The organism is Bradyrhizobium sp. USDA 376 (assembly GCF_054063675.1).
Genome location: NZ_JBSSGN010000001.1, coordinates 6,201,800 through 6,227,163 on the forward strand (window position 1 = coordinate 6,201,800; position 25,364 = coordinate 6,227,163).

Consider the following 25,364-nt stretch of genomic DNA (forward strand, 5'->3'; position numbering starts at 1 on the left):
GGAACACCCATGCTTAAGGGAAATTCCGCTGCAACCCGATGACATCAGTGCGGCATCGTGCCGTCACCAGTGCGGCATCGTGGCGTCGGCCCCGGCATCCCGCGAGCCGATTTGGACTTGACCCTGGAACCCGCTGGCCTTATAGCGGCGCGCCATGATCAACGCCGCGACCATCCTGTTCGCCCGTCGCCGCCGCCGCAGCTTAGCGGTTTGGGCGGTCGATCGCGTTTGAGATCATCGTCTTTGCCGCTGGACCCGATCCGCGGCATTCTCTCTCCTGTCAGCGCGATCTGATCCGGCGGCTCCCACAAGGAGGCCCAGCAGGAGACCACGATGTACACGCCACCCTTTTTCAAGCAGGACCGCGCCGCAAGCCTCAAATATGCGGAAGAGCGCGGCTTCGGCACCATGTGCGCCTTCGACGGGCACAAGCCGGTCGCGTCCCCGCTGCCATTCTACCTGACCTATGCCGCTGACGGCACGCCGCAGGTCGCCTTTCATGTCGCCCGTCACAATCCGCTGGTAAAGCTGGCCGACGGCGCGGCCTCCTGGTTGCTCGCGGTCACAGGTCCCGATGCCTATGTATCGCCGGACTGGTACGTCTCGCCGGATCAGGTCCCGACCTGGCTCTACCAGTCGGTGCATCTGAGCGGGCCGGTGCGGCCATTGTCGGACGAGGAGCTCTCGGTGCAGGTCGACACGCTCAGCGACAAGTTCGAGAACTGGCTGCTGCCGAAGAAGCCCTGGACCTCGGGCAAGATGACGGCGGGCCGGCTGGAAGCGATGAAGAAGGGGATCGTTGGTCTGGTCATGACGGTTGAAGAGGTCGAGGGCAGCTTCAAGCTCAACCAGCACAAATCCGACGCCGATTTCGCAGCGATCGCGAACGCGCTTGGCGACGGCGATGCCGACGCGAAGCAGATTTCCCAACTGATGCGGCAGACCCGGCCGCAACTCTTTGCAGACGATACGAACACGCTCGAAAGGACTGCGCCATGAGCCTCGGTGAGACCACGAAAACCCCGACCACCGGCGCGGCCAAGAAGCCCGCCACCGTCTTCGTCGACGGCGGCTCCGGCACCACCGGGCTCGGTATCAACGAGCGGCTGAAGCTCCAGAGCGACGTCGCGGTGAAGACCATCGCCGACGACAAGCGCAAGGATCCCGTCGCCAAGAAGGCGCTGATGGAGGAAGTGGATCTCGTGATCCTCTGCCTGCCCGACGATGCTGCCAGGGAAACGGTGGCGCTGGTCGACAGCATGGGCGCTTCGGGGCCGAAGGTGCTGGACGCCTCGACCGCCTACCGGGTCGCGCCTGACTGGGCCTACGGCTTTCCGGAGCTGACGGCGGACCAGGCCGGCAAGATCAAGGCGGCGAAGAAGGTCTCCAATCCCGGCTGTTATCCGACCGGCGCGATCGCGCTGCTGCGGCCGATCGTCGATGCCGGCCTGTTGCCGTCCGACTATCCCGTCACCGTCAACGCGGTGAGCGGCTATTCCGGCGGCGGCAAGTCGATGATCGCGAGCTTCGAAGACGGCAGCGCGCCGTCCTTCGAGCTCTACGGCCTCGGCTTCGAGCACAAGCATCTGCCGGAGATGCAGCTCTATTCGAACCTGACGCGGCGGCCGATCTTCATTCCCTCGGTCGGCAACTATCGGCAGGGCATGCTGGTCTCGGTACCGCTCCAGCTCGACACGCTGCCGGGCAAGCCTGGCGGTGCCGACCTCCAGGCCGCGCTGGCCAAGCGCTATGCCGGTTCGAAATACGTCAAGGTGATGCCGCTTCAGAACGAGGCGACCAAGGGCGGCCGGCTCGAGCCGGAGGCGCTCAACGAGACCAACATGCTCGAGCTCTACGTCTTCGCCAGCGACAAATATCACCAGGCGGTGCTGGTCGCGCGGCTGGACAATCTCGGCAAGGGGGCCTCGGGCGCGGCCGTGCAGAACATGCGCCTGATGCTGGGGCTGCCGGAGGAGTAGGCTGTCCTCCCGAGAGCGGGTGACGCCGTGGACGAGACCACCCTGCAGTTCTATCGGCAGAACGCCCAGTCCTATGCGGACTGGGCGAAAGCACCGTCGACGCGGCTGACGAATTTCCTCGCTTTGTTGCCGTCCGGTGGTGCAGTCCTCGAACTCGGCTGCGGCGCCGGCAATCATGCGGCGGTGATGCTGGCGGAAGGTTTTTCGCTGCGCGCCACCGACGGCTCGCCCGAAATGGCGAAGATTGCGTCGCAGCGGCTGGGCCATCCCGTCGAGACGATGCGGTTCGACGAACTCGACGCGCAACAGGCCTATGACGGCGTCTGGGCGAGCGCCTGTCTGCTGCACGTGCCGCGCGACGAGCTCGCCGGAATCCTGGCGCGGATCCATCGCGCGCTCAAGCCGTCAGGCGTGTTCTACGCCAGCTACAAGATGGGCGAAGGCGATGGCCGCGACAGCCTCGGCCGCTACTACAACTATCCGCCGCGAGAGTGGCTCGAGGCGACCTATGCCGGCGCGGGGCCGTGGATCACCGTGTCGTCGGACACCAATGTGATCCGGAGTTTCGACGAGACGCCCGCCACCATGCTCAATCTCGTCATGCGCAAGGCTGCCGTCTGATCTCTCGGACGCCTTGAACGTCCCGGCGCCGGCTATGCGGCGATCCATTCCAGCAGGGCGTTCTGCGCGTGCAGAAGGTAGGCCTTCGCCACCGTGCTCTGGCAAGCGGCGTGCTCCATCGCGTCGGCCGTGACCTCCTGGCCCCTGGTCACCGGCGGGCAGGGGAGGAAGATCGCATCCGGGCGGCATTTGTCGAGGAGCGCGGCAGATATCCGATAGGGTGCGAGTTGATCGTCGCGCGCCCCGTCCGGCCAGCAATCCGTGATGATCACGTCGGCATCGTACAACGCGTCGAGATCAGTGCTGACGGTGAACCTCGGACTTGCGATGTCCCGGATATGCCAGTCGTCTGGATAGACCTGGGTGACCTTGATCGGCAGAGCGATGGACGCTTCGACCCAGGAGCGCAGGATGTTGGCATCGGGTGCCACGCCTGCCACCTTCAGGCCTTCGAGCGATCCGCGCCTGCCTCTGACATAGGCGAGATCGCCCAGCGTCTCGCAAGGATGATTTGATCGCGTTCTCGCATTGACGACCGGCGCGGCCGCGTTCGATGCCAGCTCGCGCAGGGTCGACAATTCCCGGGTGCGCACGATCAGGATGTCGAACCAGTTGTCGAGGTATTTGGCGAGATCAGCCGTCGTCTCATGGACATTGAACCTGATGGGAGGCTGCACCGAGATGCCTCCCATGGTTCTCACGCCGAGGTCGAACGCCGTCGTATTCCGCCACCCACTGTCGTCGGCGATGACAGCCACGCGCTTTCCGACGAGGCTCAGCGGCATGGCGCGCTCGGCCCATGCGGTCGCGAGCAGCTGCGCGCGCTCGACGATGGACAGGATCGTGTCCGCGCCGAGGTCGTGAAACTGGACGAAATCCCGGCTGGACTTGCTTTGCATTGCCGGCCGCCGAAGGCGCGCGCCTAGACCACCCTGAAGATCGCCAGCGCCAGCACGGCCTGTGCGAGGAATCCGACGGTGAAGGCGAGGGTGCGGAACACGGGGATGCCGAGCGCATAGACGATCAGATGCGCCACGCGCGACCAGAAATAGACGGCGCAGGCGAGCACGGTCCATTTCGAGGAATAGTCGATCGCGTTCAGGATCAGCACCAGCGGCGCGAAGATCACGAGGTTCTCGACCGCGTTGTCATGCGCGAACATCAGCCGGTTCGCCCACTCCGCCTGCGGCTTGTCGTTGCGCGAGGGATTTGCCATGGCGCCGCTGAGGCCGCGAACCTGGCAGCGGTTGATGATGTAGGGCATCCAGAGGATCCCGGTCAGGATCACCGTCAGTGTCAGCCAGAACAATTCGCGCGTCATAGTCCGGTCCCCTCTGTCGTCGCTGTATCGAGAGCGAGTCTATACAAGAGCGCAAGATTGCGCCATGCGCACGAAAGCTTTGGGTCCTTGTTGGCGCATGATCTCTTCGGAAAACCGCTTCGCACTTTGCGCTAGCGCGGCCCTCCGGGTCCGGATCATGCGCTACGCGCGAACCCTGACATAGCTGCCGGGCGCGTCCTCGATCGGGGGCAGCGCCTCGCTGCCGACGCTGCGCGCCGGGACTTCCTCGGGATCGAGGCTGCCCAGCCATACGCGCCAGTCCGGCCACCACGAGCCCTTGTGCTCGACCGCGCCCTTCATCCATTCGGCAACGCCGACGTCCTTGATGTTGTCGTTGGTCCAGTACTGGTACTTGTTCGAGGCGGGCGGATTGACGACGCCCGCGATGTGGCCGGAGCCCGACAGCACGTACTTCACCGGCCCGCCGAAGAACTGCGAGCCGTACAGCACCGACTCGGCCGGGGCGATGTGGTCCTCGCGGGTGGCGAGGTTGTAGACGGGCACCATGACCTTGGAGAGATCGAGCAGCGTGTTGTCGAGCACCATCGTGCCGGTGGAGAGCCGGTTCTCCAGATAGCAATTACGCAGATAATAGGAATGGTTCGCCTGCGTCATCCGCGTCGCATCGGAATTCCAGTGCAACAGGTCGAACGCGCTCGGCTGCTGGCCCTTGAGATAGTTGCTGACGACATAGGACCAGATCAGGTCGTTGGAGCGCAGCATGTTGAAGGCCATCGCCATCTTCGAGCCTTCGAGCACGCCGGCCGCCTTCATGTCGTGCTCCAGCGCGGCGATCTGCTCCTCGTCGACGAAGACCAGCAGATCACCCGCATGGGTGAAGTCGACCTGCGCCGCGAAGAACGTCGCCGAACTCACGCGCTGGCGGCGCTTCTCGGCAAGCCAGGCCAGCGTGGTCGCGAGCATGGTGCCGCCGACGCAATAGCCGGCGGTGTGGACCTTCATCTCGCCGGTGACCTTCTCGATCACGTCCATCGCCGTGAGCGGGCCCTCCTTCATGTAGTCGTCCCAGCTCTTGTTGCCGAGCCGCTTGTCGGGATTGACCCATGAGATCACGAACACGGTGATGCCCTGGTCGACGCACCACTTGATGTAGGATTTGTCCGGCTTGAGATCGAGGATGTAGAACTTGTTGATCCAGGGCGGCACGATCAGGAGCGGGGTGCGCAGCACCGTCTCCGTGGTCGGCGAATACTGGATCAGCTGCATCATCTCGTTCTGGAAGATCACCTTGCCCGGCGTCGTCGCCATGTTGACGCCGACGACGAGATTGTCCGGGTTGGACTGGCGGATCTTCAGCATGCCCTTGCCGGCCGCGATGTCCTCGGCCAGCATCGTCAGGCCGCGCGCCAGGTTGCCGCCGCTGCTCGCCATCGTCTCGCGCAGCACTTCCGGATTGGTCAGCACGAAGTTCGACGGCGACAGCGCGTTGGCGACCTGCTGGACGTAGAACTCCGCCTTGCGGCGGGTGTGCACGTCGAGGCCGTCGGCGTCCCGCACCAGCTCCTGGGCCCATTTGGTCGTGAGCAGATAGAGCTGCATCACGAAATCGAAGAACTGGTTCGACTTCCATTCCGGATCGGCAAAGCGCTTGTCGCGCGGCGAGGGCGCTATCGCAGGCTCGGCGTCCTGGCCGGCCATGCGGCGCGCCGCCGAGCCCCAGAGGTCGAGATAGTCCTTGGCGAGCTTGGTCTGGAGATCCGACGAGCGGGACGAGTCCGACAGCCAGTATTCGGCGACCGCGGTGAAGGTCTTGACCATCTCGGTGAGCTCGGCCGGCGGGCGGTCCTGCACCTCGCCGCTCTCGCGCGGCTTGAGGTAGGCGGCCAGCGCCTTGCCGCCGCTTTCCATCGCCCGCGCGACATTCATCGCGAAGGCTTCCGCATCGAACTTCGTCTCGGACTTGCTTGTCCCGGAGCCGGGCTTGTCGGTCGTGGCGGTACTCATGGGCAGAACAGTAACGATTCATTCCGTATTCGTCACCGCGAAGCTCGCAGGTTTGGCGTTAATCACGCGCGAAGATGTGCTGCACTGCGACAAGTTTCCTTGGTTCGGTCATAATCAGGCCGCACCGGCCGGCTTGGTGGCGACCGGGGTTGTATTCTCGCTCGCACCATTTCGGGCAGCAATGGTTTGAGCTTGGGCGCGGGGTCGGGTAGGCTTACCCGGGGCCGTGCTTTGGGACGAGTAGGGGATTCCCAAGTGTTGGCGTTAAGGGACCTGCAAAAGACGCTGCCGATCCGCGGCGCGCTGCTGATGGTGGCGCTCGTGCTGGGCGGCTGCTCGAGTCAGCTCGCGGATCTCATGCCTGCGGATGCGCAGGCACATCCCAAGGAGCCCGGCAGCTATTTGCCGGTGCACGACCTGCCGCCGGATCGCGATCAGGCAACCATCCCGCCGGACCAGCGCGCCAAGATCGAGGCCGAGCTTGCCGCTGCGCGCGATCGCCAGGCCGTTGCCGCCAAAGACGCCAAATGAGGCAGTGCAACGTAATCGCTGGCGCCCCCGCCTTGCCGTGCTAAAAGACCTGAGTTCAGCCGAGAGTCAGGGCGAACGACTTCAGCCTCCGCCGTCGAAAATTGCTCTAAGTATTTGATTTTGAGCCATTTAGCGGCCGGGCCGGGCGCCTTTGCGATCGGCGCTCGTGGCCAGTCGATTCTGTCCTGACCGGTTGCCCGGAGCCCAGAGAGCCATGGAAGAATTTTACCGCATCCGCCGCCTTCCGCCTTACGTGTTCGAGCAGGTCAACCGGGCCAAGGCGGCCGCGCGGAACGCCGGCGCCGACATCATCGACCTCGGCATGGGCAATCCGGACCTGCCGGCGCCGCCGCATGTGCTGGAGAAGCTCAAGGAGACGCTCGGCAAGCCGCGCACCGACCGCTATTCGGCCTCCCGCGGCATCCCCGGCCTGCGCAGGGCCCAGGCCGCCTATTATGCCCGCCGCTTCGGCGTGAAGCTCAATCCCGACACCCAGGTGGTGGCGACGCTCGGCTCCAAGGAGGGCTTTGCCAACGTGGCGCAGGCGATCACCGCGCCCGGCGACGTCATCCTCTGTCCGAACCCGAGCTACCCGATTCACGCCTTCGGCTTTTTGATGGCGGGCGGCGTGATCCGTTCGGTGCCCTCGGAGCCGACGCCGCAATTCTTCGAGGCGGTGGAGCGGGCGATCGTGCATTCGATCCCGAAGCCGCTGGCGCTGGTGGTCTGCTATCCCTCGAACCCGACCGCCTATGTCGCGAGCCTCGACTTCTACAAGGACCTCGTCGCCTTCGCGAAGAAGCACGAGATCCTGATCCTGTCCGATCTCGCCTATGCCGAGGTCTATTTCGACGAGAACAACCCGCCGCCCTCGGTGCTTCAGGTGCCGGGCGCGATGGACGTCACCGTCGAATTCACCTCGATGTCGAAGACCTACTCGATGGCCGGCTGGCGCATGGGCTTTGCGGTCGGCAATGAGCGCGTGATCGCAGCGCTCGCCCGCGTCAAATCCTATCTCGACTACGGCGCCTTCACGCCGGTGCAGGTCGCCGCGACCGCGGCATTGAACGGGCCGGACGATTGCATCAAGGAGATGCGCGACACCTATCGCAAGCGCCGCGATGCGCTGGTGGAATCGTTCGGCCGCGCCGGCTGGGAGATTCCGCCGCCGGAGGCCTCGATGTTTGCCTGGGTGCCGCTGCCGGAAGCCTTCCGCAGTGTCGGCAGCATGCAGTTCGCGACCCTGATGGTGGAGAAATCCGGCGTCGCGGTGTCGCCCGGCGTCGGCTTCGGCGAGCATGGTGAAGGATATGTCCGCATCGCCATGGTGGAAAACGAGCAACGGATCAGGCAGGCCGCGCGCGGCGTGCGTCGCTTCCTTGAAAGCGGCATCGAAACGTTGCACAACGTCGTTCCGCTCGCCAACCGGCGCTAATTCTCTTCGACAGGTTTTCTGAAAGCATCATGGTCGCACCCCTGAAAGTGGGCATAGCGGGGCTCGGCACCGTGGGTGCCGAAGTCGTCCGTTTGATTGAAACGCAAGCGCGCGTGCTCACGGGGCGCAGTGGCCGCGGCATTCGCGTCGTCGCCGTCACCGCGCGGTCGAAGGCCAAGAAGCGCGGCATCGACCTGCGCGGCGTCGACTGGGCCAAGGATCCGCTTGCGCTCGCCACCCATCCCGAGGTCGACTGCTTCGTCGAGCTGATGGGCGGCGCCGGCGATCCCGCGCTCTCCGCGGTCGAAGCCGCGCTCAATGCCGGCAAGTCCGTCGTCACCGCCAACAAGGCGCTGCTCGCCAAGCACGGCATCAAGCTGGCGAAGGCCGCCGAAAAGCACGGCTGCGCGCTGAATTTCGAGGCAGCCGTCGGCGCCGCGATCCCCGTCATCAAAACGTTACGCGAGGGTCTTGCCGGAACCGGCATCAACCGCGTCTACGGCATCCTCAACGGCACCTGCAATTACATCCTGACCCGGATGGAGCAGGAGGGCCTCTCCTTTGCCGAGTGCCTGAAGGATGCACAGCGGCTCGGCTATGCCGAGGCCGATCCGTCGTTCGACGTCGACGGCCACGACACCGCGCAAAAACTCGCCATTCTCGCCAGTCTCGCCTTCGGCACGAAAGTTGCTCAAAGCGCGGTGTATGTCGAAGGCATCTCCTCCATCGCGCCGGAAGATCTTCGCGCGGCCGCCGAGCTCGGTTACCGCGTCAAGCTGCTCGGCGTTGCCGTTCGCACCGCCAAGGGCATCGAGCAGCGCGTGCATCCGACCATGGTTCCAAAATCCTCCTCGATCGCGCAGGTGATGGGTGTCACCAATGCGGTCACGATCGATGGCGAGGGCATTCCGCCGATCACGCTGGTCGGCCCCGGCGCCGGTGGTGCTGCGACGGCATCGGCCGTCGTCGCCGACATCGCCGATGTCGCGCGCGGCATCCGCGCCAATCCGTTCGGCCGGCCGATCTCGCAACTGCGCGACACCAACAAGGCGCCGATGGAGCGGCATGAAGGCGGCTATTACATCCGCCTCTTGGCGCGCGATTTCCCGGGCACCGCGGCTGCGATCGCGACCCGGCTTGCAGAACAGAAGATTTCGATCGAGTCGATCGTGCAGCGTCATCCCAATGGCGGCGCTGCGCCCGCCGACGGCAAGGCGGTCCCCGTGCCCGTCATCCTGATCACTTACGCCACACACGAAGACGCCGTGCGCCGTGCGCTCGCCGCCGTGCAGAAGGACAAGGTGATCAGCGGACGGCCGCAGGTGATCCGGATCGAGAAGAACTGAGGCGGTTCGAACGAACCGTGGGCGTTACGAGTTGATGCGGGCAGGGAGTCCTGTCCCAAACTGTTTCGAAGGAGTTAGCCGATGTCGACCCATATTGAAGTCCCTCCGCATGCATTGCTCGAGCGCATTCTCACGCTGGAGATCGTGCGGGTGACGGAGCGGGCGGCGGTGTCCTCGGCGCGGCTGCGCGGGCACGGTAACGAGAAGGCGGCTGACCAGGCCGCCGTCGACGCCATGCGGCGCGAGCTGAACAAGCTGCCGATCCAGGGCACCATCGTGATCGGCGAGGGCGAGCGCGACGAGGCGCCGATGCTCTATATCGGCGAGCAGGTCGGCCTCAAGGCCGGCCCCCAGGTCGACATCGCCGTCGATCCGCTCGAGGGCACCACGCTGTGCGCCAAGAACATGCCGGGCTCGATCGCCACCATGGCGATGGCCGATGGCGGCACGCTGCTGCACGCGCCTGACGTCTACATGGAGAAGCTCGCGATTGGTCCCGGTTACGACAAGGGTGTTGTCGAAATCGATGCCTCGCCCGCCGACAATGTCCGCCGGCTCGCCAAGGCCAAGGGCGTCAAGCCTGATGGCATCACCGTTCTCGTGCTCGACCGTCCGCGCCATGCCGGCATCATCGAGAGCGTGCGCTCGACCGGCGCGGCCGTGCGCCTCATCACCGACGGCGACGTCGCCGGCGTGATCCACTGCGCCGATCCCGATAACACCGGCGTCGACATGTATCTCGGCACCGGCGGTGCGCCGGAAGGCGTGCTCGCCGCCGTGGCGCTGCGCTGCATCGGCGGCCAGATGCAGTGCCGCCTGATCCTCGATTCCGACGAGAAGCGCGAGCGCGCCGCCAAGATGGGCGTCAACGATCCCAAGATGATCTACGGCATCGAGGACATGGCGCGCGGCGACTGCCTGTTCGCCGCCACCGGCGTCACCACGGGCTCGCTGCTCTCGGGCGTCAAGTTCCGCAAGGACGGCGTGATCGAGACCGAGACGGTGGTGATGCGCTCCGTCACCGGCACCGTGCGTTACATCAAGGCCGAGCACCGCGAGCTCGCGAAGTTCCACCTGGACTGAGCAGCTCGGTCATTCCGGGGCGACGGGACCGCGCAAAGCGCGGCCCGGAGAACCCGGAATCTCGTGCCACAACTTCTGGATTCCGGGTTCGCGCTCCGCGCGTCCCGGAATGACAACAAGAACAATCAGAGGAAGCGCACATGTCCGACCTTTCCGCCGTCAAAGCCCTCGTCTTCGACGTCTTCGGCACGGTGGTGGATTGGCGCACCAGCCTGATCACCGACTTCATGTGGTGGGCAAAGGGCCGCGGCATCAGTGCCGACTGGACCGCTTTGGTCGACGGCTGGCGCGGCATGTATATCGCGTCCATGGACGACGTGCGCAAGCATCCCGAGCGCGGCTATGTCGTGCTCGATGATCTGCATCGGCGCTCGCTGGAGAAGCTCGTCGAGAAATTCGAGATCAAGGGCCTCACCGACGCCGATCTCGATTACCTCACCAAGGGCTGGCATCGCCTCAATCCCTGGCCCGACAGCGTCGCCGGCCTGACCCGGTTGAAGACGAAATTCGTGATCTCGCCGCTCTCGAACGGCAACGTCGCACTGCTCACCAACATGGCCAAGTTTGCCGGCCTGCCGTGGGATCTCGTCATGTCGGCCGAGCTGTTCGAGCACTACAAGCCCGATCCCGAGACCTATCTCGGCGCAGCAAAGCTGCTCGGCCTGAAGCCGGAGCAGGTAATGATGGTCGCCGCCCACAACGGCGATCTCGCCGCCGCCCAGAAGAACGGGCTCAAGACGGCGTTCGTGGCGCGCCCGACGGAGTATGGGCCGCTGCAGAAGGTCGATTTCGAAGCGACCGGCAATTGGGACATCGTCGCGAAGGATTTTGGCGGCATCGCCGACAAGCTCGGCTGCTAGACGCGGCCTCTGCGTCCTGAAAGTGACCGAATGAGCCGACCCGTCGCTATCACTGCCGCCGATGCGATCAGCACCTATATTCTGGCGAAGGATGGTAACCGTCCGCAGTTGATGACGCGCGCTTTCGCTGACGATTGCGAGCTCGAAATGATCGTCAAGACCGACGCCATTTCGTTTCCAAGCGCGGCGAAGGGACTCGAGCAGGTGACCCAGGTGCTGGTTACTGGCTTCGGCGAGCAGTACGAAAACGTGCGCACATTTTGCCTGTCACGTCCCGGCGCGGACCATCTGCCGCACGTCCGTTGCGATTGGCTGGTCGGAATGTCGGCGAGGCAGGGCGGTGCCGTTCGCGTTGGTTGCGGACATTATGACTGGCATTTCGGATCCGGCGATGGTCGCGTGACGAAGCTGGTGATCGAGATCGAGGTCATGTACCTGCTTCCCGCCGAGACCTCCGAGCCGGTCATGCGCTGGCTGGCGGCGTTGCCATATCCATGGTGCGCGGGCGTCCAAGCCAGTGCGGCTGTTCCGGATATCGATGCGCTGCAGCCGATCGCGCGCTTCCTGGGCAGCCGGAACTGAACCGCGCGACCAATCCTGTCAGAACGACGAGCGACGAGCACTCACCACCGGCCGGAGGCGAGGGCGCTTCGCGCTGCCGGCTGAAATTGAACCGAGAGCAATGTTCTTATTGTACCGATGTAGGTATCGGATCATATTCCGAGCAATGAGCAAATTGCATCGGGCGGCTCGGTGCCAGCGGAGTGACGACATTGCCACTGAGTTATCTCGATCTGTTTCTGGCATTCCTTGGATTGACCTTTGGACTGCCCTCAGTGCTGCCCGGCCTGTTTTTCCGAAACAAGGACGGTCGGCCCCCAAAATCGTAGGCGGAGTGATGGCGCGATCCGGACGCGTCTGACGACTTGCACGCGACAGACTTGGACGCGAGCGACTTGGAGACGCGCAGATGGCACTGACGGTCACTACAATTCTGATCGCCTTTGCCGGGGTGTTCCTGATCTGCTTCATGAAGGGCGCGTTCGGCGGCGGCTTCTCCATCATCGGCATTCCGCTGCTGTCGTTCGTGATGGATCCGGTGACCGCCGGCGGGCTGCTGGCGCCATTGTTCATCGCGATGGACTTGTTCGCGCTGCGCTACTGGAAGCCCTCGACCTGGTCGAAGCCGGACCTCGTTCTGCTGTTGCCCGGGCTCGTGGTCGGCATTGCGCTTGGCTATCTCCTGTTTCGCCTGCTGGACCATCGCGTGGTCGCGATCGTGATGGCGCTTGTCACCCTCGTCTTCGTCGGTCTGTGGCTTGTGAGCGACTCGAAGGTCGTCATTCGTCCGCGCTCGTCGCCGAAGGCGGTCGCCGCCGGTCTTGCCTCCGGTGTCACGACCATGGTCGCGCATTCCGGTGGACCGCCGCTGGCGATGTATTTGCTGCCGCTCGGTCTCAGCAAGGAAGTCTATGCGGGCACGACCAGCCTGTTCTTTACGGTCGGCAACGCGACCAAGGCGGTGCCGTGGCTGCTGCTGGTGCGGCCGACTGGAAACGTCTGGATCGTCATGGCCGCGTGCCTGCTCGCCATTCCCACCGGCGTCTGGCTCGGTTGGCGGCTGCATGGAAGGCTGGACCAGCAGCAGATCTATCGGGCCTGCTACGGCTTGCTGGTGGTCACGGCGCTGAAGCTCTTATGGGACGGCGCTTCCGGTTACCTTGGCTGAGCTTGCGGCCGATCGGCGCCATCCGGCGCACAGAAGGTCGCAATCGCAAGATCGATCCGCCGGTCCAGCACGCGGCGGTTGAGCTTGAATTCGGTGTCGGTCAGCAGCCTGAAATGATCGTGGCCGAACACCATGCCGAACAGCATCTCGGCGATGAGGCGCAGCGGCACGCCCTCGAAACGGGCCTCCAGGCGAATCGTCCTCAGCAACTCGACGATATGCTCCGTGCCGCTCTCCATGATGACCTCGGCGAACATGCGCCCCAGCTCCGGCGAGGCCTGACGTTCGCCGATGATCAGGCGCTGCAGCGCGATCTCGCCCGGCGATAGCGCTACGTCCGCCGCTTCCCGGAGCATGTTGCGAAGCCGGATCACTGGCGATCCTTCCGAAGGAGCGTCTGCGTAATCGGCTTCGGGGAGGCTGCGCAGCAGCATGGCGCGAAACAGCTCGGTCTTGCTCGCGAACAATTTGTAGAGCGTCTTCTTCGACATGCCGGCGGCGCCGGCGATGTCGTCCATCGTCGTCGCGGCAAATCCCTTGCTGGTGAACGTGTCCTTCGCTGCGGCCAGCAAATGCATCAGGCGTGCGTCGGGCGCGGGAAGGGCGACCTCCCGTTCGGGGGATGGACTGCCGCTGGCTTGTCGGCGGCTGACGGATTTCCTCGCCATGCAAAACCTGTCGTTCAGTTGAGGTTGGTTCACGACTGCTTGAGCGGACGCATCCGGGCAGCCTAGCACTTGACTTCAGGTAAGGAAACTCCCAAGTTTCCACGTGGAAACTACATAGTTTCCAGATGTGTCAATGTAAATGGCCTCTTCGGGAGGCCGGCAACCTCATCCCAAGCCTCAGCTCATGGATCGTCATCATGCGTCCCCCGATCGTTCGCGCTGTTCCGTTACTCGCTCTGCTGTCGCTCGCAGCCTGCGGCGAGCAGAGCCAGCAAGCGGGACCGCGGCAGATGGTGCCGGAGGTCGGCGTCCTGACCTTGAAGCCGCAGGAGGCGAAGATTTCGACGGTCCTGCCGGGGCGGGTCGTCGCCTACCAGGTCTCCGAGGTCCGGCCGCAGGTCACCGGCATTCTGCTCAAGCGCGATTTCGTGGAGGGCGCTGAGGTGAAGGAAGGCGATCTGCTCTATGAGATCGATCCGGTGCAGTACAAGGCCGCGCTGGCCAGCGCCGAGGCCGCGGTGCAGAGGTCGGAAGCGACGCTGGTCAGCGTCAAGCTGAAGGCCGCACGCAAGACCCAGCTTCTGCAGACCAACGCGGCGAGCCAGCAGGACGTCGACGATGCCGTTGCCGCCTACAAGCAGGGTGAGGCCGATGTGAAGGCGGCCGAAGCCAACCGCGACACCGCCACGATCTCACTCGACCGCACCAAGGTCACCGCGTCGATCTCGGGCCGGATCGGCAAGTCATCGATCACGCCCGGCGCGCTGGTCACCGCGAGCCAGGCGACCGCGATGACGACGATCCAGCAGCTCGACCCTGTTTACGTCGACCTCGACCAGTCGACCTCGGAGATGGAGCGCCTGCGCAATCAGATTGCCAGCGGCAAGCTCAAGCGCCCGGTCGAGGGCGTGCAGGTCGAATTGCTGATGGAGAGCGGCAAGACCTACGGCCACAAGGGCAAATACGGCTTCACCGATGCGAGCGTCAACGAGAGCACGGCTCGGTCTCCTCGCGCGCGATCTTCGCCAACCCGGAGCGGGCGCTGCTGCCGGGCATGTATGTCCGCGCGCGCGTCGTCGCCGGCGTCGATCCGAACGCGATCCTGGTGCCGCAGCGGGCGGTCTCGCGCAATCCGCTGGGGCAGGCGGTGGCAATGTTCGTCGACAAGGACGGCAAGATCGAGCAACGCACGCTGGATCTCGGCGAGGACGTCGACGGCAATTGGCTGGTGCGATCAGGCGCCAAGCCGGGCGATCGCCTCGTCGTCGACGGAACGCAGAAGGCCCGTCCCGGCGCCCCCGTCAAGACCGTCGAGGTCGCGGTCGATCCGGCAACCGGCCTCACGGTGAATTCGACGCGGCAGGCCGATGCGCGGCCCGCACCCGCCACAACCGAGCAGTAATCGTCATGTCGCATTTCTTCATCAAGCGGCCGATCTTCGCCTGGGTCATCGCCATCCTGATCATGCTGGGCGGCGTGCTCGCGATCATGCGGCTGCCGATCGCGCAGTATCCGCAGATCGCGCCGACCGTGGTCACGATCACCGCGACCTATCCCGGCGCCAACGCGGAGACCGCCGAGAACTCGGTGACGAAGGTCATCGAGCAGAACATGACGGGCCTCGACTATCTCCAGTACATGTCGTCGTCGAGCACCTCGACCGGCGTCGTGCAGATATCGCTGACCTTCACCAACGAGGCCGATGCCGACTTCGCCCAGGTGCAGGTGCAGAACAAGCTGCAGCTCGCAACCCCCTTGCTGCCGCAGGTCGTGCAGCAGCAGGGCATCAAGGTCGTGAAGTCGTCGGCGAGCTTTTTGATGGTGCTCGGCTTTGTCTCCGAGGACGGAAGGCTCGCCGCCAGCGACATCGCCGATTACGTGGCGTCGTCGATCAATGATCCCGTCAGCCGCGTTGCCGGCGTCGGCCAGGTGACGTTGTTCGGTGCCGAATACGCCATGCGCATCTGGCTCGATCCGGACAAGCTGACGAAGTACAATCTGATGCCCGGCGACGTGATCGCGGCGATCCAGACCCAGAACACGCAGGTCACGGCCGGCCAGCTCGGCGGCCTGCCGTCCGTCGGCGGCCAGCAGCTCAATGCCACCATCACCTCGCAGAGCCGCCTGCGGACGGTCGAGCAGTTCAAGGACATCATCCTGCGCACCGCGACATCCGGCCAGACGGTGCGCATCGGCGACGTCGCGCGGGTCGAGCTCGGCTCCAAGTCCTACGATTCCTCCGCGCGCTACAACGGCAAGCCGGCCGCCGGCATGGGCATCAGCCTTGCGACCGGCGCCAACGCGGTTGCGACCTCGGAAGCGGTGAAGGCGCGCATCGCCCAGCTCAGCGCCACCATGCCGGAGGGCCTCCGCGTCATCTATCCCTACGACACCACGCCCTTCGTCAAGCTGTCGATCGAGAAGGTGATCCACACGCTGTTCGAGGCGATCGCGCTCGTCTTCGTCGTGATGTTCGTGTTCCTGCAGAGCTGGCGCGCCACCATCATTCCGACCATCGCGGTGCCGGTGGTGCTGCTCGGGACCTTCGGCGTGCTCTCGCTCGCGGGCTATTCCATCAACACGCTGACGATGTTCGCGATGGTGCTGGCGATCGGCCTGCTGGTCGACGACGCCATCGTCGTGGTCGAGAACGTCGAGCGCGTGATGGTCGAGGAGCATCTCGGCCCGCGCGAGGCGACCGAGAAATCGATGCGCGAAATCACCGGCGCGCTGGTCGGCATCGGCGTGGTGCTCTCCGCCGTGTTCATCCCGATGGCGTTCTTCAACGGCTCGGTCGGCATCATCTACCGGCAGTTCGCGCTCACCATCGTCACGGCGATGCTGCTCTCGGTGCTGGTGGCGCTGGTGCTGACGCCGGCGTTGTGCGCCACCATCCTGAAGCCGCCGAAGCATCACGGCGCGCAAGCCGGCTTCTTCGGCCTGTTCAACCGTGGCTTCGACCGCATGGCCGATGGCTATCAGCGCACCGCGGGCGGCGCCATCAAGCGCGTCACCGGCGTGATCATCGCCTTCGTCGCGATCGTCGCCGCCATGGTCGTGCTGTTCCAGCGGCTGCCGAGCTCGTTCCTCCCCGAAGAGGACCAGGGCACGATCATGACCCTGATCCAGCTTCCGGTCGGCGCCACCTCGGCGCGCACGCTCGATGTCATCAAGCAGGTCGAGCACCAATATCTCGACAACGAGAAGGATGCGGTGGAGGGCGTATTCGCGGTCAGCGGCTACAGCTTTGCCGGCCAGGGACAGAATGTGGGATTGGCCTTCGTCAGCCTGAAACCGTTCGACGAGCGCAAGCATCCCGCGACCTCGGCGCAGGCCGTGGTCGGCCGCGCCATGGGCGCGTTCATGAAGATCCGCGACGCCATGGTGTTCGCGGTGCTGCCGCCTTCGATCCCCGGCTTCGGCAATGCCGGCGGCTTCGATCTGTATCTCCAGGATACCGGCGGCAACGGTCACGAGGCGCTGATCCAGGCGCGCAACCAGCTGCTCGGCCAGCTCGCGGCGGATCCGCGCGTCGCGCAGGCGCGCCCCAACGGCCAGGACGATACGCCGCAATTCAATCTGGATGTCGACCAGGCCAAGGCCACCGCGCTCGGCGTGAATCTGAGCGATCTCAACACCACGCTGTCGGCGGCGTGGGGTGGTGCCTATGTCAACGACTTCATCGACCGCGGCCGCGTCAAGCAGGTCTACGTGCAGAGCGATGCGCCGTTCCGCATGGACACCAGCGACATCGGCCGCTGGTACGTCCGCAATGCCTCGGGCTCAATGGTGCCGTTCTCGGCGGTGGCGACCAACCGCTGGAGCTTCGGCTCGCCGCGCCTCGAGCGCTACAACGGCGTTGCCGCCGTCGAGCTCCAGGGCCAGGCGGCACCGGGCGTCAGCTCGGGCGTCGCGATGCAGGCGGTGGAGGAGCAGATGGCGAAGCTGCCCAAGGGCTACGGCCACGAATGGACCGGCCTGTCGTTCCAGGAGCGGCTGACCGGCAGCCAGACGCTGTATCTCTATTCGATCTCGCTGTTGATCGTCTTCCTCAGCCTCGCCGCGCTCTACGAGAGCTGGTCGGTGCCGTTCGCGGTGATGCTGACGGTGCCGATCGGCGTGCTCGGCGCGCTGGCGGGAGCGACGCTGTTCAACCAGGCCAACGACGTCTATTTCCAGGTCGGCCTTTTGACCACGATCGGTCTCGCCTCGAAGAACGCGATCCTGATCGTCGAATTCGCGCTGGAGCAGATCGCAGCCGGCCGCAGCCTCGTCGAGGCCACGCTGCACGCCGCGCGCCAGCGCCTGCGTCCGATCCTGATGACCTCGCTCGCCTTCATCCTTGGCGTGCTGCCGCTGGCGGTGGCGACGGGGGCGGGCTCGGCCAGCCAGAACGCGGTCGGCATCGGCGTTGCCGGCGGCATGATCGCGGCAACCGTGCTCGGCATCTTCTTCGTGCCCGCGCTGTTCGTGCTGGTTCGCCGGATTTTTCCGGGCAAGCGGACGGATGCCGCCGCCAACCCCGCCGCGGTCGCTGAGCCCGCGGAATAGCGCGCTCTACTTCGCGATCGGCGTCGTCAGCTCGGTATCAGCGGTGTCAACCACGAACACGGCAAGCAATTTCGCGGGCTCGGTGTCGCTGGCGTTGGAGCTGACGGCATGGCGATCGCCGGGCTTCTCGAAAAAATTCTCGCCCTTCTGATAGACTTTTGCAGGCTCGTCATTGACCTGGCTTCGGATCGCTCCCTCCAGCACTGTGGCGTAGATGAACGCGGAGCGCGCGTGGATGTGGGCCGGTGAGAAGCCGCCGGGGCCGTACTCGACCAGCACGCCCTTCATGCTCTTGCCCGGAACATTCGGCAGGGCATGGTCGAACACCACGGTCACCTTGGCCGCAGGCTGCGCCTCGGCGGCCTGTGCCGTCAGGAAGACTGCGGCGCACGCCGCCGTCGCGATCAACAGTCTGCGCATGGGAAGTCCTTCATTGCCGTGGTTGCAGGGACCTGAAGATCCTCAGGCCGTCGCCAGCCATGCCGCGAGCGGCGTCTTTCCGAGCCTGGCCTCGCCGAGCGGGACCAGCGAAGTGTCCTCGATGGGGGAGCCGTAATATCCGGCCTTGGCGTCACCCACGACGGGGCGGCTGTCGCCGGCCGCTTTCAGACGGCGCGCGACGAACTCGTTGAACGGCGCCTTTTCGGGTCCGGCGATATCGATTGTGCCGTTGAGCGGCCGTCCGGTCGCGACCTCCGCGAGGCACGCGACCACGTCGTCGGATGCGATCGGCTGGAACGCCGCCGATGGAACGACGATCCGTCCCTCAGTCGCACCCGTTTCCGCAATGGCGCCGAGGAATTCGAAGAACTGGGTGGCGCGCACGATCGAGTAGGGGACCGAAGAGGCCTTGACGATGTTCTCCTGCGCGAGCTTGGCACGGAAATAGGCGATGTCGGGCGAGCGATCCGTACCAACGATCGACAGCGCGACGTGATGCTTGACGCCCGCCGCAGCCTCCGTCGTCGCGAGGTTCTGGCTCGATTGCTGGAAGAATTCGAGCACGGCGGCGGGCTCCCAGGACGGCGCGTTGGCGACGTCAACCACGACATCCGCGCCAGCCAGCGCGGCCGCGAGTCCTTCTCCGGTGACGGCATTCACGCCCGACTTCGGCGAGGCGGCCACGGCGTTGTGGCCCTGCTGCTTCAGCTTCGCCACGAGCTTGGATCCGATCAAACCGGTACCGCCGATCACGACGATCTTCATGGCATGTCTCCTCGGCATTTTCGAACGCGAGTACGCGGGGGGCGTTACGCTCTCGCGACGATGAATGATGCGAGCAGAGTCTTACCCAAGCAATGAGGCGGGCTCTTGCCTGGAACGGGCCTGCCTTGCCGAAAAATGCTCCAGAAGTATCGGGCGACAGGAATTGGTCAGGGATCATTCCCCTCCGCGCGCGCGCGGATCAGATAACGTACCCGGGCCGCACCTGTGCGACCCGGGCTTGATGTCACCGGCTACAACGTCATTTGCATCGGCTCAGGATAATAGTGGAAGCCTTCACCGGCCTTGGCGACATGGCCATAGCCCGGCCAGGCGAAGTGATAGGACATCACCGGCGTCTTGTTGGCCGCGAGCATGGTGAGCAGTTTCACGCGCGACTCTGCCGCCTGCTTCGGGTCGGTGTCGTAGGAGAATTCCATCCGCGGCCGCTCCAACAAAAGCACCGAATGGTGCGAGAGGTCGCCGAGGAAGGCGAACGACTTGCCGGCCGAGGAGACCATGAAGATGGTGTGGCCGACGGTGTGGCCGGGCGCCGCGATCGCCTGCACCCCGGGCAGGAATTCCTGGCCGTCCTTGAAGAAGACGATGCGGTCGCGGACCGGCAGCAGATTCTTGCGGGCGTGCACGACAAAATCCTTGGCCGCGCTCCCCATCTTGCCTTCGTCGGTCCAGAAGTCGAAATCGGTCTGGGAGATGTAGATCTGCGCGTTCGGAAACAGCGGCTTGCCGCCGTCGTCGACGATGCCGCCGATATGGTCGATATGCGCATGCGAGCAGACCACGGCGTCGATGTCCCCCGGCTTGATGCCGGCCTCGGTCATGCTCTTCTGTTGTCGCCCGGTGGTGGGGCCGAACATCTTGGATGAGCCCATGCCGGTGTCGAACAGGATCAGCTTGTCGCCGGTGTTCACGATCGGCGAGTTCTGCTCGAGCACGACGTTGTCAGGCGACAGGAAATTGTCCGCCAGCATCTTCTTCACCTCTTCCTTGGGAACGCCGGTGAAGGTCCCGGAGGGATCGCCGAGCGGCAGCGGTCCGTCGGATACGACGGTCACTTCGGCATCGCCGAGAATGAAGCGGTGCCAGTAGGGCGTCTGGGTGCCGAGCTTGGGCGCCCGCGCCATCGCGCTGCCGCCAAGGAGCGCGCTGGCGCCGAGGCCGGCCCCGAGTGCGAGCAGGGACCGGCGTGAGACATCAAGTGTCATTCGTTCCTCCATTTTCTGTTTTGATCCGCACGATTGTTCGCGCGTGATGTGCGGCTTTGGGCCGGCATGCGATGCTGCGCCGGTTCAGACACGCTCGCAAGAGGAAACGGATTGGCGATGATCGCGGGGTGATCAAGAAACAATCAATGATTGTGTCGCGATTGTGTCCGCTGAATCGTCGCTGCAGAAATCTCACGCGATCCGCAGCGTGGGCTCACTTCCTTCCGTCTCCGCAAAGCCGGCCTGCAAAACCTCCTCGCGCTTGTGGCGCAGATGCGCACGCAGGATGTGGGAGAGGCCGGCGCCGTCGCGCCGCTGCAGCGCGTTCAGGATCGCCTCATGCTCCTTCACCGCGAGCGCCCAGCGCTGCGGCGTCATCGGCGTGACGTAGCGCGCGCGCCGGATGCGTGCGGTCACGGATGTGTACAACCCGGCGAGCACGGGATTTCCGGCGGCGGCGACGATGGCCTCGTGGATGGCGCGGTTGCCGCGATAGTACTGGATGAGATCGCCCTCGCGATAATGCCGCACCATCTCGTCATGCGCGGCGGCGATCGCGCCGATCTCGGCGTCGCTGATGCGCTCGCAGGCAAGCTCGCCGGCGAGGGCTTCGAGGCCCTGGCAGACCTCGAACAGGTCGCGCATGTCCTTGTCGGTCAGTTTTGCCGCGCGCGAGCCGCGATGCGGCAGCAGCTGCACCAGGCCTTCGGCGGCGAGCACCTTGAGCGCCTCGCGCAGCGGCGTGCGCGAGATCTCGAGCCGCTCGCACAACTCGCGCTCGGGAATCCGCGCGCCCGGCGGGATCTCTCCGTCGAGCAGGATGGCGCGGATCCGGCCGACGACCTCCTCATGAAGCATGGGACCTGAGGCTCCAATTTTGAATTCAAAAACAGTGTGATCTGTCGAAATCTGGAAGTTCCAGCTTGCTAATCGCGAATTTTGCATTCAAAAATGTAAAAAACAAGAGGATATGAGGAAATGGACCTGGCTGCGGAGGCAGACGACCTCGTTTTTGAATGCAACGACGGCATCGGGCGGATCACCTTCAACCGCCCGCAGGCGCGCAACGCCTTCACCTTCGCCATGTACGAACGCCTCGCGGCGATCTGCGAGGAGGCCAACCGCGACCATGCGATCAAGGTGCTGGTGCTGCGCGGGGCCGGCGACAAGGCCTTTGCCTCCGGCACCGACATCAACCAGTTCCGCGAATTCAGGACGCCGCAGGACGCGATCGACTACGAGAACCGGATCGATCGGGTGCTCTCGACGCTCGAGCAGTGCCGCGTGCCGACCATCGCCGCGATCAACGGCTTCTGCACCGGCGGCGGCGCCGGCATCGCCGCGGCCTGCGACCTGCGCATCGGCACGAAAGCTGCGAAGATCGGGTTTCCCATCGCCCGGACGCTCGGCAATTGCCTGTCGATGTCCAATGTCAGCCGTCTCACCGCGCTGATCGGCGCTGCCCGCGTCAAGGATCTGATCTTCACCGCGCGCCTGGTCGACGCCGCGGAGGCCGCCGGCGTCGGGCTGCTCGGCGAGGTCGTCGATGATCTGGCCGCACTGGAGAGACGCACTGAGGAGGTCGCCCGGCTGCTCGCCAGTCACGCGCCGCTGACGCTGAATGCGACCAAGCAGGCGGTCGCTCGCCTGCAAAGGCGGCTGACGCGGGACGAGGGCGAAGACCTCATCCTGATGTGTTACACGAGCCAGGATTTTCGCGAAGGGCTCGATGCTTTCCTCAACAAGCGCGCGCCGCAGTGGTGCGGCCAATAGGACGAGCCGATGCAAAGTTCGCAATCCACCTCTCGCCGTTCGGGACCGCTGGCCGGCCTCAAGGTCGTCGATCTCACCCATGTGATGGCGGGCCCGACCTGCACCCTGATGCTCGCCGACATGGGCGCCGACGTCATCAAGATCGAGAAATCGCCCAACGGCGATGACACCCGCCACTCCGTGCCGCCGAAGATCGGCGAGGAGGCGGCGTCCTTCCTGATGATGAACCGCAACAAGCGCGGCATCGTGCTCGATCTCAAGACCGACGGCGGCAAGCAGGTGCTGCGCCGGCTGCTCGCGGACGCCGACGTGCTGGTCGAGAATTTTGCGCCGGGCGCGATGGAGCGCCTCGGCTTCGGCTACGAGGAGCTGCACAAGCAATACCCATCGCTGATCTACTGCTCGCTGTCCGGCTTCGGCCGCACCGGCCCCTACAAGCACCGCCGCGGATTTGACCTCGTGGCGCAGGCCATGAGCGGCATCATGAGCTTTACCGGCGAGCGCCCGGATGGTCCGCCCGTCAAATGCGGTCCGCCGCTGTCGGACATCACCGCCGGCCTGCTCGCGAGCATGGGCATTTTGGCCGCCTACACGCATCGCCTGAAGACAGGCGAAGGGCAGTGGGTCGAGACCTCACTTTACGAAGCCGCGCTGGTGCAGACCTATTGGCAGTCGACCATCGCGCTCGCCGCGGGTACCGTGCCGCGCGCGATGGGCTCGGCCCATCCGCTCAACGCGCCATACCAGGCCTTCGAAGCCTCGGACGGCTGGCTCGTGGTCGGCGGCGCCAACAAGAAGCACTGGCTGTTGATGCTGGAAGCGCTCGGCGCGAGCGAGCTCGCCGCCGATCCGCGCTTCGTCAACGGCTCCGACCGCATGGCGAACCTGAAGGAGCTCGAGGCCGTCCTGAGCGAGCGCTTCCGCAACCAATCGCGGGCGCATTGGCTCGCGGCGCTGGACGAGAAGGGCGTGCCGTGCGGCCCCGTGCACGACATGCTGGAGGCCCTCAGCGATCCGCAGACGCTGGCGCGCGAGATGGTGGTCGAGGTCGAGCATTCCACGCTCGGCGCCGTGAAGACGATCGGGCTTCCCGTCAAGTTTTCGGAGACCCCAGGCAAAGTGCTGTCAGGCGCGCCGGTCTATGGTGAGCATACGCGCGAAGTGCTGGCCGAGCACGGGTTCGACCAGACGCAGATCGAAGCGCTCGAAAAAGAAGGCGCAATCGTTTCGGCCCTGGAAAGACGCGAGGAACGCGTCGCCTGACCGGACGTCGATACGACAACAACAAAAGACAAAAATCAGCTGGAGGAAATCATGGGTCGGACGTCAACATTTCTGCTCTCCGCGGTCGCAGCCGTGCTCGCCGGCGCGATGCCCGCGCTTGCCGCCTGGCAACCGCAAAAGCCGATCGAGTTCGTCGCCACCGCCGGCCCCGGCGGCGGCACCGACAATCTCGCGCGCGCGGTGCAGAACATCATCACCAGGCACAAGCTGACGGAGCAGCCGATCGTCGTCGTCAACAAGGGCGGCGGCAGCGGCGCCGAAGGCTATGTCTACGGCAAGGCCTCCGCCGGCGATCCCTACAAGGTGATCTTCGGCACGTCGAACGCATGGCAGCAGCCGCTCGTCTCCAAGGTCGCCTTCAACTACACCGATCTCACCCCGATCGCGGCGATGGCGCAGGACGAGTTTTTGCTCTGGGTCAAGCAGGACGCGCCCTACAAGAATGCGGGAGACTATCTGAAGGCGGCTGCATCCGGCGAATTCAGGATGGGCGGCGCGCAGTCCAAGGACACCGACGAGGTGCTGACCCGCATGATCGAGAAGGCCGGCAAGGTCAAGCTGACCTACATCCCCTTCAAGAGCGGGGCCGAGACCGCCGTGCAGCTCGCCGGCGGACATCTCGACTCCCACGTCAACAATCCCAGCGAAAGCATCGGCCAATGGCGCGGCGGCACGCAACGCCCGCTGTGCGTGTTCAGCCCCGAGCGGTTGCCGCAAGGACCCAAGGTCACCGCGACCGAAGGCTGGAGCGACGTCCCGACCTGCGTCGAGCAGGGCCTCGACATCAAGCAATATGAGCAGCCGCGCACGGTGTGGCTGCCCGGCAAGGTCACGCCGGACCAGGCCGCGTTCTATGTCGACCTCATGAAGAAGGTGCAGGCGACGCCGGAATGGAAGGACTACATCGAGAAGACCTCCCAGGTCGACACGTTCCTCACCGGTGCCGAGCTCGACAAGTTCATCAAGGAGGACCTCGAGCACGTCAAGCAGGTCGCAGGCGAGCAGGGGTGGCTCGTCAAGTGAGGCGGGCAAATCCCTTCAAGGGCTGGGCGATCGCAGATGGAGCAAAGCGTGGCGGGCAGGTCGCTTGCGGCCATCCTTCGAGACGCCCGCCTGCGGCGGGCCCTCAGGATGAGGTCGTGCGTTGCGGCGAGATATCAGACCCTCATGGTGAGGTGCCCGCCAAAGCGGGCGTCTCGAACCATGCAGGCCGAGCACGTTCGGCAGGCTCACCGCTGTCACATGCGACAGCCCGGCCTTCAAAGGTAGAACGCCATGATCTCACGCCGCGCGCTTGAGCTTGCGACCGCAATCCTCACCGGCAGCTTCGGTGTGGCCGTCGTCGTCTCCAGCCTCGATAATGGCATCGGCTGGTCGAGCGCGGGCGTGGACGCCGGCACGTTTCCGTTCCTGACCGGCATCATCGTCGTGCTCGGCAGCCTCTACAATCTGGTGCGGGGCGTGCGGCCAGTTGCATCGCTCGCGAACGTTCCCATCGCGATCACTCCGCTCGAGCTGCGCCGGCTCGCCGGCCTGTTCCTGCCGGCCGCGATCTTCGTCGCCGCGATCCCGCTGCTCGGCATGTATCTCGCCTCAAGCCTCTATGTCTTCGCGGTGCTGGCGATCCCCAGGCACCAGTCCGTGCCGCGCGCTCTCGCCATGGCGGCAGCCACGGCGCTCGCCCTCTACGTCGTGTTCGAGCGCATGTTCCAGGTCAGCCTGCCGCATGGCGCGCTGGCCGCCGCGTTCGGCTTCTGAGGGAGGAGGC

Annotated in this window: 25 protein-coding genes and 1 pseudogene; 18 read left to right on the forward strand and 8 right to left on the reverse strand. The window is 64.9% G+C overall.

Annotated features, from left to right (window positions below):
• Positions 1-333: 333 nt before the first annotated feature.
• The 3 genes from ACVJ19_RS28730 to ACVJ19_RS28740 are packed head-to-tail and all read left to right on the forward strand — an operon-like array spanning position 334 to position 2,600.
• On the forward strand, positions 334-999 hold the full coding sequence (locus ACVJ19_RS28730; RefSeq protein WP_453952559.1) for an FMN-binding negative transcriptional regulator: 666 nt from the start codon (positions 334-336) through the stop codon (positions 997-999).
• Entirely contained in the window at positions 996-1,979 is a 984-nt protein-coding gene (argC, locus tag ACVJ19_RS28735; RefSeq protein WP_453952561.1) for an N-acetyl-gamma-glutamyl-phosphate reductase, read from the forward strand. The genes ACVJ19_RS28730 and argC overlap by 4 nt, the downstream gene beginning before the upstream one ends.
• A gap of 27 nt (positions 1,980-2,006) precedes the next feature.
• Positions 2,007-2,600, forward strand: a complete 594-nt coding sequence (locus tag ACVJ19_RS28740; protein WP_453952562.1) for a class I SAM-dependent methyltransferase — start codon at positions 2,007-2,009, stop codon at positions 2,598-2,600.
• A gap of 32 nt (positions 2,601-2,632) precedes the next feature.
• Here ACVJ19_RS28740 and ACVJ19_RS28745 read toward each other — a convergent pair whose 3' ends face one another.
• From ACVJ19_RS28745 to ACVJ19_RS28755, 3 genes are all read right to left on the reverse strand, one after another.
• The gene (locus ACVJ19_RS28745) at positions 2,633-3,499 is read right to left on the reverse strand and encodes an ornithine carbamoyltransferase (RefSeq protein ID WP_453952563.1); all 867 of its coding nucleotides are present in this window, start codon (positions 3,497-3,499) and stop codon (positions 2,633-2,635) included.
• 23 nt (positions 3,500-3,522) lie between these two features.
• Complete coding sequence (locus ACVJ19_RS28750; RefSeq protein WP_453952564.1) at positions 3,523-3,921, reverse strand: MAPEG family protein; 399 nt, start codon at positions 3,919-3,921, stop codon at positions 3,523-3,525.
• Positions 3,922-4,083: 162 nt separating this feature from the next.
• Positions 4,084-5,907: a PHA/PHB synthase family protein gene (locus ACVJ19_RS28755; RefSeq protein ID WP_453952565.1), complete on the reverse strand. Its 1,824-nt coding sequence runs from the start codon at positions 5,905-5,907 to the stop codon at positions 4,084-4,086.
• Here ACVJ19_RS28755 and ACVJ19_RS28760 point away from each other — a divergent pair.
• The 8 genes from ACVJ19_RS28760 (at position 5,885) to ACVJ19_RS28795 (ending at position 12,891) form a co-directional block, all read left to right on the forward strand.
• A complete protein-coding gene (locus ACVJ19_RS28760; RefSeq protein WP_453952566.1) occupies positions 5,885-6,097 on the forward strand; it encodes a hypothetical protein in 213 nt (70 codons plus the stop codon). The two genes, ACVJ19_RS28755 and ACVJ19_RS28760, sit on opposite strands and share 23 nt — an antisense overlap.
• 65 nt (positions 6,098-6,162) lie before the next feature.
• Complete coding sequence (locus tag ACVJ19_RS28765; RefSeq protein WP_453952568.1) at positions 6,163-6,438, forward strand: hypothetical protein; 276 nt, start codon at positions 6,163-6,165, stop codon at positions 6,436-6,438.
• Between the two features lie 214 nt (positions 6,439-6,652).
• A complete protein-coding gene (locus tag ACVJ19_RS28770) occupies positions 6,653-7,873 on the forward strand; it encodes an LL-diaminopimelate aminotransferase (protein WP_026311799.1) in 1,221 nt (406 codons plus the stop codon).
• Positions 7,874-7,902: 29 nt separating this feature from the next.
• Positions 7,903-9,219 carry a homoserine dehydrogenase gene (locus ACVJ19_RS28775; RefSeq protein ID WP_453952569.1) on the forward strand — a complete coding sequence of 439 codons (1,317 nt, stop codon included), beginning with the start codon at positions 7,903-7,905 and terminating at the stop codon, positions 9,217-9,219.
• Between the two features lie 81 nt (positions 9,220-9,300).
• Complete coding sequence (gene glpX, locus ACVJ19_RS28780) at positions 9,301-10,302, forward strand: class II fructose-bisphosphatase (RefSeq protein WP_453952570.1); 1,002 nt, start codon at positions 9,301-9,303, stop codon at positions 10,300-10,302.
• Positions 10,303-10,442: 140 nt separating this feature from the next.
• Positions 10,443-11,162 (forward strand): haloacid dehalogenase type II, encoded by a 720-nt coding sequence (locus ACVJ19_RS28785; RefSeq protein WP_453952571.1) that lies wholly within the window; start codon positions 10,443-10,445, stop codon positions 11,160-11,162.
• A gap of 30 nt (positions 11,163-11,192) precedes the next feature.
• Positions 11,193-11,744 (forward strand): hypothetical protein, encoded by a 552-nt coding sequence (locus tag ACVJ19_RS28790; protein ID WP_453952572.1) that lies wholly within the window; start codon positions 11,193-11,195, stop codon positions 11,742-11,744.
• A gap of 388 nt (positions 11,745-12,132) precedes the next feature.
• Positions 12,133-12,891 carry a sulfite exporter TauE/SafE family protein gene (locus tag ACVJ19_RS28795; protein ID WP_453952573.1) on the forward strand — a complete coding sequence of 253 codons (759 nt, stop codon included), beginning with the start codon at positions 12,133-12,135 and terminating at the stop codon, positions 12,889-12,891.
• Here ACVJ19_RS28795 and ACVJ19_RS28800 read toward each other — a convergent pair.
• Entirely contained in the window at positions 12,879-13,559 is a 681-nt protein-coding gene (locus tag ACVJ19_RS28800; protein ID WP_453952574.1) for a TetR/AcrR family transcriptional regulator, read from the reverse strand. The genes ACVJ19_RS28795 and ACVJ19_RS28800 overlap by 13 nt on opposite strands.
• 290 nt (positions 13,560-13,849) lie before the next feature.
• On the opposite strand from ACVJ19_RS28800, the pseudogene ACVJ19_RS28805 reads away from it, so the two are divergent.
• The 3 genes and pseudogenes from ACVJ19_RS28805 to ACVJ19_RS28815 all read left to right on the forward strand — a co-directional run.
• A pseudogene (locus tag ACVJ19_RS28805) lies at positions 13,850-14,500 on the forward strand (efflux RND transporter periplasmic adaptor subunit); the annotation flags it as partial.
• A 113-nt stretch (positions 14,501-14,613) separates the two neighbouring features.
• Positions 14,614-14,961, forward strand: a complete 348-nt coding sequence (locus ACVJ19_RS28810) for an HlyD family secretion protein (RefSeq protein WP_453952575.1) — start codon at positions 14,614-14,616, stop codon at positions 14,959-14,961.
• 5 nt (positions 14,962-14,966) lie between these two features.
• The gene (locus tag ACVJ19_RS28815) at positions 14,967-18,110 is read left to right on the forward strand and encodes an efflux RND transporter permease subunit (RefSeq protein WP_453952576.1); all 3,144 of its coding nucleotides are present in this window, start codon (positions 14,967-14,969) and stop codon (positions 18,108-18,110) included.
• A 6-nt stretch (positions 18,111-18,116) separates the two neighbouring features.
• On the opposite strand, the gene ACVJ19_RS28820 is transcribed toward ACVJ19_RS28815, so the two are convergent.
• From ACVJ19_RS28820 to ACVJ19_RS28835, 4 genes are all read right to left on the reverse strand, one after another.
• A complete protein-coding gene (locus ACVJ19_RS28820) occupies positions 18,117-18,530 on the reverse strand; it encodes a cupin domain-containing protein (RefSeq protein ID WP_453952577.1) in 414 nt (137 codons plus the stop codon).
• 42 nt (positions 18,531-18,572) lie between these two features.
• Complete coding sequence (locus tag ACVJ19_RS28825) at positions 18,573-19,316, reverse strand: SDR family oxidoreductase (protein ID WP_453952578.1); 744 nt, start codon at positions 19,314-19,316, stop codon at positions 18,573-18,575.
• Positions 19,317-19,567: 251 nt separating this feature from the next.
• Positions 19,568-20,539, reverse strand: coding sequence for an MBL fold metallo-hydrolase (locus tag ACVJ19_RS28830; RefSeq protein ID WP_453952579.1), 972 nt, complete (start codon positions 20,537-20,539; stop codon positions 19,568-19,570).
• Positions 20,540-20,731: 192 nt separating this feature from the next.
• A complete protein-coding gene (locus ACVJ19_RS28835) occupies positions 20,732-21,397 on the reverse strand; it encodes a GntR family transcriptional regulator (protein ID WP_453952580.1) in 666 nt (221 codons plus the stop codon).
• 120 nt (positions 21,398-21,517) lie between these two features.
• On the opposite strand from ACVJ19_RS28835, the gene ACVJ19_RS28840 reads away from it, so the two are divergent.
• The 4 genes from ACVJ19_RS28840 (at position 21,518) to ACVJ19_RS28855 (ending at position 25,354) form a co-directional block, all read left to right on the forward strand.
• On the forward strand, positions 21,518-22,312 hold the full coding sequence (locus ACVJ19_RS28840) for an enoyl-CoA hydratase/isomerase family protein (RefSeq protein WP_453952581.1): 795 nt from the start codon (positions 21,518-21,520) through the stop codon (positions 22,310-22,312).
• 9 nt (positions 22,313-22,321) lie between these two features.
• Positions 22,322-23,575 (forward strand): CaiB/BaiF CoA transferase family protein, encoded by a 1,254-nt coding sequence (locus ACVJ19_RS28845; protein ID WP_453952582.1) that lies wholly within the window; start codon positions 22,322-22,324, stop codon positions 23,573-23,575.
• Positions 23,576-23,626: 51 nt separating this feature from the next.
• On the forward strand, positions 23,627-24,619 hold the full coding sequence (locus tag ACVJ19_RS28850; RefSeq protein ID WP_453952583.1) for a Bug family tripartite tricarboxylate transporter substrate binding protein: 993 nt from the start codon (positions 23,627-23,629) through the stop codon (positions 24,617-24,619).
• Positions 24,620-24,871: 252 nt separating this feature from the next.
• A complete protein-coding gene (locus tag ACVJ19_RS28855) occupies positions 24,872-25,354 on the forward strand; it encodes a tripartite tricarboxylate transporter TctB family protein (protein WP_453952584.1) in 483 nt (160 codons plus the stop codon).
• The last annotated feature ends 10 nt before the right edge of the window (positions 25,355-25,364 follow it).

Excerpts from the sequence above, each read along its gene's own strand:
- ACVJ19_RS28835 (WP_453952580.1), bottom strand. The coding sequence starts at position 21,397 with ATGCTTCATGAGGAGGTCGTCGGCCGGATCCGCGCCATCCTGCTCGAC.
- ACVJ19_RS28790 (WP_453952572.1), top strand. The coding sequence starts at position 11,193 with ATGAGCCGACCCGTCGCTATCACTGCCGCCGATGCGATCAGCACCTAT.
- ACVJ19_RS28840 (WP_453952581.1), top strand. The coding sequence starts at position 21,518 with ATGGACCTGGCTGCGGAGGCAGACGACCTCGTTTTTGAATGCAACGAC.
- ACVJ19_RS28745 (WP_453952563.1), bottom strand. The coding sequence starts at position 3,499 with ATGCAAAGCAAGTCCAGCCGGGATTTCGTCCAGTTTCACGACCTCGGC.
- ACVJ19_RS28815 (WP_453952576.1), top strand. The coding sequence starts at position 14,967 with ATGTCGCATTTCTTCATCAAGCGGCCGATCTTCGCCTGGGTCATCGCC.
- glpX (WP_453952570.1), top strand. The coding sequence starts at position 9,301 with ATGTCGACCCATATTGAAGTCCCTCCGCATGCATTGCTCGAGCGCATT.
- ACVJ19_RS28855 (WP_453952584.1), top strand. The coding sequence starts at position 24,872 with ATGATCTCACGCCGCGCGCTTGAGCTTGCGACCGCAATCCTCACCGGC.
- argC (WP_453952561.1), top strand. The coding sequence starts at position 996 with ATGAGCCTCGGTGAGACCACGAAAACCCCGACCACCGGCGCGGCCAAG.
- ACVJ19_RS28770 (WP_026311799.1), top strand. The coding sequence starts at position 6,653 with ATGGAAGAATTTTACCGCATCCGCCGCCTTCCGCCTTACGTGTTCGAG.
- ACVJ19_RS28850 (WP_453952583.1), top strand. The coding sequence starts at position 23,627 with ATGGGTCGGACGTCAACATTTCTGCTCTCCGCGGTCGCAGCCGTGCTC.
- ACVJ19_RS28755 (WP_453952565.1), bottom strand. The coding sequence starts at position 5,907 with ATGAGTACCGCCACGACCGACAAGCCCGGCTCCGGGACAAGCAAGTCC.
- ACVJ19_RS28800 (WP_453952574.1), bottom strand. The coding sequence starts at position 13,559 with ATGGCGAGGAAATCCGTCAGCCGCCGACAAGCCAGCGGCAGTCCATCC.
- ACVJ19_RS28775 (WP_453952569.1), top strand. The coding sequence starts at position 7,903 with ATGGTCGCACCCCTGAAAGTGGGCATAGCGGGGCTCGGCACCGTGGGT.
- ACVJ19_RS28810 (WP_453952575.1), top strand. The coding sequence starts at position 14,614 with ATGTATGTCCGCGCGCGCGTCGTCGCCGGCGTCGATCCGAACGCGATC.
- ACVJ19_RS28750 (WP_453952564.1), bottom strand. The coding sequence starts at position 3,921 with ATGACGCGCGAATTGTTCTGGCTGACACTGACGGTGATCCTGACCGGG.
- ACVJ19_RS28830 (WP_453952579.1), bottom strand. The coding sequence starts at position 20,539 with ATGACACTTGATGTCTCACGCCGGTCCCTGCTCGCACTCGGGGCCGGC.
- ACVJ19_RS28730 (WP_453952559.1), top strand. The coding sequence starts at position 334 with ATGTACACGCCACCCTTTTTCAAGCAGGACCGCGCCGCAAGCCTCAAA.
- ACVJ19_RS28795 (WP_453952573.1), top strand. The coding sequence starts at position 12,133 with ATGGCACTGACGGTCACTACAATTCTGATCGCCTTTGCCGGGGTGTTC.
- ACVJ19_RS28845 (WP_453952582.1), top strand. The coding sequence starts at position 22,322 with ATGCAAAGTTCGCAATCCACCTCTCGCCGTTCGGGACCGCTGGCCGGC.
- ACVJ19_RS28785 (WP_453952571.1), top strand. The coding sequence starts at position 10,443 with ATGTCCGACCTTTCCGCCGTCAAAGCCCTCGTCTTCGACGTCTTCGGC.
- ACVJ19_RS28820 (WP_453952577.1), bottom strand. The coding sequence starts at position 18,530 with ATGCGCAGACTGTTGATCGCGACGGCGGCGTGCGCCGCAGTCTTCCTG.
- ACVJ19_RS28825 (WP_453952578.1), bottom strand. The coding sequence starts at position 19,316 with ATGAAGATCGTCGTGATCGGCGGTACCGGTTTGATCGGATCCAAGCTC.